The following is a 7,324-nucleotide window of genomic DNA, read 5'->3' on the forward strand; positions in this document are numbered from 1 at the left end:
CATCCCGAACGACTCAGGTACCAGGTCAACTTCACCTATGCGCTTTCGTCTATAAAGAACAACATCGTGCTCCTCTTTGCTCGGCGACACATCACCAAAATCCTTCGAAGCCTCCTCTCGCTCCTGGGTAAGTCTTTATCGATTATCCGACCAGGCCGGAAGAATCCCAGAAAGAGAGGGCCGAAACTGAAAATTGCCGCCATGGCCTACAAGCCCATAGCTTAAGTCAATGACATTGATTAAAACCTTGCGTGGATCGGCAGATTCAATTTGTAGAAAAAAAGAAAATCATCGTGCTGAAAAACCAGTGTCCAGGACTGGATCTTCTATAGTCCAATCTTTTACCTCAAGAGAAAACAAATTGATCCGATTTTTTCAAACCAAGCTCCAAAACCTTATATCCGACAAGAAGTTCTCCCAAATACTCACCGGATCTGTTTGGGCTTTGGGAGCGCGGGTGATATCAACTCTCCTAGCCATGATAACCACAATCATTATCGCCCGGGTTTACGGTCCAGAAATCATAGGCGTCATGGCCATAATCGCCTCTTTTCTGAGTTTCGCCACAATCTTCACTATTATGGGGACTAACACCTCTATTCTGCGTCTGATCCCCGAATATATGGCCAAACACTCTGCTACATCTGCTTTTATACTATACCGCAGAATTCAGTATTTAGTCGCCGGTGTGTCAGTATTTACGGGTTGTCTGCTATTTATTTTTTCGGACTTGATTGCCACCAGACTCTTTTCCAAGCCCCACCTCTCCTTCTTATTTGCACTCGCCGCTATCTTCGTAGGCTCCCTATCCATCATGAACCTCAACACCCAAGCGGTAAGAGCGCTCCAACTGATCAGGACCTTCGCCATCATGCAGTTGCTGCCGGGTTTCTCCAAACTTTTAATTCTGCTGGCGTTGATGTTCATTTTTTCCAACCCCTATCTTCCGGTTTATGCCCTTTTCGGGGCGTATTTCTTCACCGCTCTATTCGGAGCGGTGATTATGCATCGGGCCTTCAAGAGAAAAACGGCACAGAGCGATCTAATCGTGCATATGCCTGTAAAAGAAATCCTTGGTATTTCCCTTCCCATGCTCATGACATCGACCTTGACTTTTATGATCGCTCAAACAGGGGTAATCATGCTGGGCATGTTCAGACCGGAAACCGAGGTAGGATACTATGACATCGCGGTGAGACTCGCAACCTTGACAACATTTGTCCTGACCTCAATCAACAGCATGGCAGCCCCCAAGTTTTCAGAACTGTACCATACCGGGAAAATGGAGGAGCTTTTCTACGTTGCAAAAAAATCGGCCAAGCTTATTTTCTGGACCACTTTACCAATACTGCTCGTATTGGTGTTTATAGGCAAGCCCATTTTGAACCTATTCTTCGGGCCAGACTTTACGGCAGCATATCCAGCTATGGTCCTCCTACTGATCGCTCAATTTGTGAATTCGATCTCCGGTTCCACCGGATATTTCATGAACATGACAGACAACCAAAACGTCTTTCGAAACATCATTCTTGGCGCAGCCATCGTAACTGTCGCCCTTGGCTTTCTACTAATTCCGACCTTCGGTATCAACGGTGCAGCTTTTGCGGGGATGATTAGCATTGTCTTCTGGAATATAACAACCATCATTTATATAAAAATGAAATACAACAACTCGATTTCATATATACCATTCATCCGAATATTCAAAACTCATTAACTTTTCCATTCATCATTTTCAATTTTTATGCGAAAAAGGCGTAAATCTTAAGGCACCCAAATTTTTTCAATGCTCGAGCTCCAGCAAGTAGCATTACTCGTTTAAAAAAACCCTCGCGTTCCCAAATTGGCTTGTTGCTACCTTCCTGGCAGGATGAAGGCAAGACCATGGGTCCTGCTCTCATCATTCCTAGCAAACACATCGGCTCGTAGGAACTGGCTCATTCGCTCGGTTACCGCCCGACAATGGACGCAGGGCCGTGTGCCCATTTCCAGGGAGCTTTGCCAGTTCTGGGACTGGTGGCAGGAAAATAGTCACCTCAGATGGCAGCAATGAAGGATCTTGCTGAGGAAACTCTTATGCACAACCATTTAAGACGTTTTGCATAGAAACATGTAATGCACCCCATGCATGGCAAATTGGCATTCACAAGACAGAAATCCGTCATCGTTCATTTTTTTCAACTTTTAAATATGCAAAAATCGGATGAACCATAAAATGCAACTACCCAATTTCTTTATTATTGGAGCACCTAAGAGTGGAACTACTGCATTAAGCGAATACCTGAAATTACATCCTGAAGTTTTTTTTTCCACGCCAAAAGAACTTCACTTTTTCAATGATGATTTTTCACACAGGCATACGCAATCTCTAAATCAGTACATTTCATATTTTAGTACTGCAAATGAAAACCACAAAGCTATTGGGGAAGGTTCCGTATTCTATCTAAGCTCGAATACCGCTGTACAGAACATCCTTAATCTAATACCAAACGCCAAATTTATTATTCTGCTACGGAATCCAATTGAAGCCTCATATGCATGGCATTGGCAGGCAATTTATAGCTTCGGTGAGCAGTTATACGATTTTGAAAATGCTTGGCGAGCACAGCCAGAGCGACTTATTGGTAAAAAGATCGACCCCTACAATAGGGTCCGAGAAGCTTTACAATATGGAATGCTTTTTAAATATGGGGAGCACTTACAAAAAATCTTGCCGATTGTTTCTCCACAAAATTTAAAAATCATACTATTTGAAAACTTTAAGAGCAATACTGATCAAACTTATCAAGATGTATTGGCATTTCTACATCTATCACCATACCACTTAGATAATTATAATATATTTAACAGCAGTAAACATTTCCAATATAAATACGTAGAACAATTTCTTCGCATATGTTCTCGTTGTAGGCAACGAATGCATATTAGAAAAAGTTATGGTGTTATTACAAAATTAAAAAAATGGAACACTAAGTACGCTAAACGTCCGCCATTAAGTGATAAATTCAAAATTGAACTTATAAATTATTTTTCGTCTGATCTTCAAAAGGCATCTGAGTTGATTAGACGTGATCTTACGGGGTGGCTCCGTGTCTAAGAAAATAACGTTTTTACTTCCCGGCTCTTCAGGTAAACCGTCTGGAGGGGCTCGTATTGTTTATGAATACGCAAACCGCCTTGCAAATAGAGATAATTCGGTTAGTATCGTTCATGCTCCGATAACCAGGATTGATTCATCTTTAAAAATGCTCATCAAAGCTATTGTTCGTTATCCGCAGCGCATTCTAGACAAATCATTCCGCCCTGATCGATGGCTTCAAGTAGACAAAAAAGTCCGGGTTTTTTGGGTTCCTTGTTTCTATGAACACTTTATCCCTGATGGCGATATCGTCGTTGCAACTGCTTGGATGACATCTGAATGGATATCTCGATATAGCCCTCGCAAAGGAGAAAAATTTTACTTTATTCAACATTTTGAAGACTGGGACACTTCAAAAGAACGTGTTGAGAAAACCTGGAAGCTTCCACTACACAAAATAGTCATTGCAAAGTGGCTTAGAAATATAGCAAAACAGCTTGGACAATCAGTTTTTTACATACCCAATGCGCTAGACTTTCATCATTTTTTCACTGAAGTTCCGATTCATAGAAGAAAGCCTAATCGTGGAGCAATGCTTTATCATACTCATGAATTTAAAGGTTCAAATTATGGATTGGAAGCTTTAGAAAAGGTCCATAGAATTAATCAGAAATTAGAAATGGATTTTTTTGGTCTTCCAGCACCACCTAAAAACTTGCCTCCATGGATTACATATCATCAAAATCCATCACAGGTTAAGCTTAGGAATATTTATAATCGTGCAGCATTTTTTGTGGCACCTAGCTTGTCGGAAGGATGGCCCCTTCCGCCCGCTGAAGCACTTGCCTGTGGAGCAGCACTGGTTGCTACGGATATTGGTGGTCATAAAGAATATTCAATACATGGGAATACAGCACTATTAAGTCCTCCTAAAGACACAGATGCTTTAGCAAGCAACATTGTTAAGCTAATCGACAATAATGAACTACGCTTTCGGCTTGTCATTAATGGCCAGAAATTGCTTAATCAGTTTACATGGGAAAAATCTGTTACAGCATTCGAGCAGGCTCTTTATTATTCGTGCTACTAACCCTACAACTTGACTTATCAATTTTAATTTTTGCCATAACGCCTAAAGCCTCCCATGCTAGGAAAAAACCCTTGGTAATTGATCACAGGATCTGGATCAGGCGGTGGGCTGAGCGATCCAGGCGAGGTCGGGTTCCTGACCCCGGAAGTATGCGCGCAGGGCATCGACAAGCACGGGGAATGTTGTTTGTTTCTGAAGCCGGCAAGTCTGCCTGAGCGAGAGGATACGCTCCACCCAGCGATTGCCTTTTTCACTGGACGTATCCTGGCTGGAGTTGCGCCACAGCACGGCGAATCGAAGCATCCGCTCAGCATGATTGTTCGTGGGATCCACCCCCTGCTCCGAGAGGAACGTCCAAAGGCTTTCGATCTCCCTGCGAAGACGGCGTGCAAATCTGCCGGCATCATCCTTGCGCTTCTCATGAAGGCTGATCAAGCGGATCAAACGAGCATAAAAGGCCTGCCACTCTCCGACGGAGGGGGGATCCTTGGCCATATGACATAGTCGTTGGAGTTCGTGGGTTGCCCACAGACCGAACCGTTTTATGTCCGGGTCTTTCCTTTCGGAGAGTTCCTTGGCCTTGCGGATCAGATGAGCAAGGCAGGTCTGCCGCAGTCCGACCCATTTGCGGTACACGCCGTATCCGTCCGAGACCAGGATGCCGGTCCAGTCCTTGATCAATGCTTCGAAGGCTTCCTTCGAGCGGTTGGAATGGATCATGAAGAAAGCCACTGCCGGCCCCGCCATGACCCACAGCCATTGCAGGAGGCCGTTGAGGCGATGGCTGGTCTCGTCGATGTGGTTGACCGGCGCCTGCCTGGCTGCCTGGCCGATCGTTTCATAGTGGGGTTGGATCGCGGCACAAGCCCGATCGATGATCTTCTGGATGGCGCTGAGGCTGATATGGAACCCAAGCACTGAAGCGCAGAAGGTCTGAATCGTTGAGCGGCTGTCTGCCTGAGTGCCCGCCATCTCGGCGATCATGGCCGAAAGCCTGGGACCGTACCTGTCCGGTGTTCTTTGGGGACGGTGGCCTTTTGCATCTTGCCGCAGACCGGGCACATGCTGTCAATGATCACCCTAATAGAGCCACCCATGATCGCCTTAATGGAGCCATTAAAAAGTGGCGGAAAAGGGTCTCGGGGCGCCTGTCAAATCAACCGATTTCACCCCCTTTCTGCCCTGGTGTTTTTTGCGTTTTGGAGCAGGTGATTTTTTGGTCTTTCTGGGTCCCCCGTGGGGATCTGTAGCTTTTGCCCTCGAGCATGACTTTGTAGGCACCGTGCCGAAGCCTGTCGATGGTGGCTGCCCCGAGGATACGGTTGGGGAAGGCCTCAGTCCACTCGGGAATATCGAGGTTCGAAGTCACGATGGTGCTTTTTCGTTCATAGCGTTCGGCAATGACGTCATGGAAGTCTTCGTCCTGACTGCCCTTGAGGGGCTTGAGGCCGAAGTCGTCGATGATGAGCAGATCGACGCCGGCCAGTTTGGCGAACTGGCGGTCAAAGGCGTTGATGGCCCTGGCTGCATGCAGCTGCGCGAGCATTTTGCTCTGGGTCGTAAAGAGGACATCATGCCCGGCGCGGATGGCGCAATGGCCCAGGGCTTGCGCGATATGGCTCTTGCCGGTCCCGCAGGGCCCCACGATGAAGATGCAGACCTTCTCCTGCATGAAACGGCAGGAGGCAAGATCCATGATCAGGCTGCGGTTGATGTGTGGGTTGAAGGTGAAGTCGAACTCCTCCAGGGTTTTGTGATTGCGGAAGTTGGCCCGGCGCAGTGCCGAGGCCAACTTCTTCTGGGTTCTGCGGGCCACCTCGTCCTGGATGATGGTGGCGAGGAAATCCATGTAGGAGAGTTTCTCGTCGATAGCCTGGCGGTTGCGGCTCTCGATAGAATCAAGAATGCCTGAGAGGCGCAGTTGCTTGAGCATGGGGATCAGATCCGGCATGGGATTCATGGGCGCCTCCTTTCTCAGTGAACCTGAAGCTCAGAGCGTTTTCTGATGAACCGGCCGGATGCCTGGTAGACCGAAGCGAGCGCAGGCTGTGGTTCCTCTTTGAAGGGGACCTGATCGAGTCCTTTCTCGAGGATGGTCTTGACGGCCCGGTAGCGGGGGTTATCGAAGTGCAGGGCCCTCTCACAGGCCTCTTCGAGCCTCCCGGTGCCATACTTCTTGCCGAGGCGGATGACGCCCTGCGCGGCCCGCAGATTATCGAGGACACGGTTGCTAAAAAGTCTGCGGATCAGGCGGTGGCAGTGCTCGCCGACCAGCTCAGCCTGCTTGAGGCACCATTGCGGATCCTGCAGTTTATAGGCCAGGGCCTCGGGTGGAAGATGTTCGTCCACTGTAGCGTGTCTTCCAGGGGTGTAGAGGCGAGGATGAATCGCCACAAGCTCAAAGTCCTTGTAAAGCTTCACGGTCTTCTCCGTTGCCTTGAGCCAGAGCTTGCGGTGCACGAGGCTGAAAGGCGCCGAGTAATAGGCCTTCTCGAACTGCACATGGCAGTTGCCATGGACCTTGGCGTGCGTCCATACGGCCATCTCCGGTGCGACGTCGGGCAAAAGCTTCAGGAACACTTTTTCGGTTTCGGCGAAAACGCTCAAAGGCTTCTGTCTGGTCGTGCCATGAATCCGGTTGCCTGCCTCCTCGAGCACCCACCGCTGGAGTTGCTCGTTGGCATCGCGGAGGCTGCGGAACTCTCGCAAGGGCAAAAAACTCCTTTTGATGTACTTGACCCCGCTCTCCACCCGGCCCTTTTTCTTCGGATCCCGAGGCGGGCAGGGGCTGATCAGGAAGCCGTAGGCCTCCGCAAGGTCCCCGTAAGAGCGCTGTACATCAGGGTCATAATAACATGCACGGGTAATCGCGCACTTCGGGTTGTCGATAATCACTTTACAGGGAATCCCATTGAAAAACTCAAAAGCATGGCGGTGAGAGCAAAGCCACGTTCTGACCGTCTGGTCCAGGACCAGTTCGGCATACTGGTGGCGGCTATAGCAAAGTGTCATGACAAAAATCCAGGTCTTGAGCACTTCGCCGGTAAACACATCCGTAATGGTCGGACCCGTTCCGAAGTCCACCTGCGCAGCCTCGCCGGGCTCAAAATCGAGCACACAGCTTGCCTGTATGTTGCGCTTATCAAGTTTCTGCA

6 protein-coding genes and 1 pseudogene are annotated in these 7,324 nt (G+C 48.2%); 4 read left to right on the plus strand and 3 right to left on the minus strand.

All coding sequences use genetic code 11. The features are described from left to right. The 4 genes and pseudogenes from H567_RS29445 to H567_RS28195 form a co-directional block, all read left to right on the plus strand. A pseudogene (locus H567_RS29445) lies at positions 1-225 on the plus strand (hypothetical protein); the annotation flags it as partial. A gap of 136 nt (positions 226-361) precedes the next feature. After that, positions 362-1,717, plus strand: coding sequence for a flippase (locus H567_RS0120660; RefSeq protein WP_028322848.1), 1,356 nt, complete (start codon positions 362-364; stop codon positions 1,715-1,717). A 498-nt stretch (positions 1,718-2,215) separates the two neighbouring features. Further along, complete coding sequence (locus H567_RS28190; RefSeq protein ID WP_161626670.1) at positions 2,216-3,097, plus strand: sulfotransferase family protein; 882 nt, start codon at positions 2,216-2,218, stop codon at positions 3,095-3,097. Further along, on the plus strand, positions 3,090-4,169 hold the full coding sequence (locus tag H567_RS28195) for a glycosyltransferase family 4 protein (RefSeq protein WP_153306310.1): 1,080 nt from the start codon (positions 3,090-3,092) through the stop codon (positions 4,167-4,169). Before H567_RS28190 ends, H567_RS28195 begins: the two co-directional genes overlap by 8 nt. Positions 4,170-4,265: 96 nt before the next feature. Here H567_RS28195 and tnpC read toward each other — a convergent pair whose 3' ends face one another. The 3 genes from tnpC to istA all read right to left on the minus strand — a co-directional run. Next, a complete protein-coding gene (tnpC, locus tag H567_RS26400; protein WP_208598442.1) occupies positions 4,266-5,141 on the minus strand; it encodes an IS66 family transposase in 876 nt (291 codons plus the stop codon). A 184-nt stretch (positions 5,142-5,325) separates the two neighbouring features. Further along, positions 5,326-6,129, minus strand: coding sequence for an IS21-like element helper ATPase IstB (istB, locus tag H567_RS26405; RefSeq protein WP_084517677.1), 804 nt, complete (start codon positions 6,127-6,129; stop codon positions 5,326-5,328). Positions 6,130-6,143: 14 nt separating this feature from the next. Then, positions 6,144-7,324, minus strand: a 1,181-nt coding sequence (gene istA / locus H567_RS26410; RefSeq protein ID WP_035255572.1) for an IS21 family transposase, incomplete at its 5' end; no start/stop codon positions are given.

This window comes from Desulfatiglans anilini DSM 4660 (assembly GCF_000422285.1).
Taxonomy (GTDB): domain Bacteria; phylum Desulfobacterota; class DSM-4660; order Desulfatiglandales; family Desulfatiglandaceae; genus Desulfatiglans; species Desulfatiglans anilini.

Excerpts from the sequence above, each read along its gene's own strand:
- tnpC (WP_208598442.1), bottom strand. The coding sequence starts at position 5,141 with ATGGCGGGCACTCAGGCAGACAGCCGCTCAACGATTCAGACCTTCTGC.
- H567_RS28190 (WP_161626670.1), top strand. The coding sequence starts at position 2,216 with ATGCAACTACCCAATTTCTTTATTATTGGAGCACCTAAGAGTGGAACT.
- istB (WP_084517677.1), bottom strand. The coding sequence starts at position 6,129 with ATGAATCCCATGCCGGATCTGATCCCCATGCTCAAGCAACTGCGCCTC.